Origin of the sequence: Alicyclobacillus fructus, from assembly GCF_017329605.1 — a bacterium.
Classification (GTDB): domain Bacteria; phylum Bacillota; class Bacilli; order Alicyclobacillales; family Alicyclobacillaceae; genus Alicyclobacillus; species Alicyclobacillus fructus.
This window is the reverse complement of sequence record NZ_JAFMTY010000108.1, coordinates 1-277: the sequence shown is the minus strand read 5'-3', so window position 1 is coordinate 277 and position 277 is coordinate 1. Positions and strand designations below refer to the sequence as shown.

Annotated in this window: 1 pseudogene; it reads right to left on the bottom strand. The window is 62.1% G+C overall.

From position 1 onward, the window contains the following. Window positions 1-277: pseudogene (locus tag J3481_RS14520) on the bottom strand (multidrug ABC transporter permease); the annotation flags it as partial.

The following is a 277-nucleotide window of genomic DNA, read 5'->3' as shown; positions in this document are numbered from 1 at the left end:
TCGTAGGAGAAGCTCACCTTGTCGAAGCTGACCCGCCCCTGCAACGCAGGACTCTCGCCTTGCGTGCTCTCACGGGACTCGTCGAGCAGAGCAAATACCCGCTCCCCGGCCACCATGGCCTGCTGCAGCTGGTTGAGCTGGTTGGTCATCTCGATGAGCGGCTCTATCATGCGCCCCAGATAGCTGATGAAGGCATAGAGTACCCCCACCTGGATGGCCCCACCGGCACTCAAGCCCTCGCGGGCAAACAGGGCCAGCAGGCCGATCAACACCATCA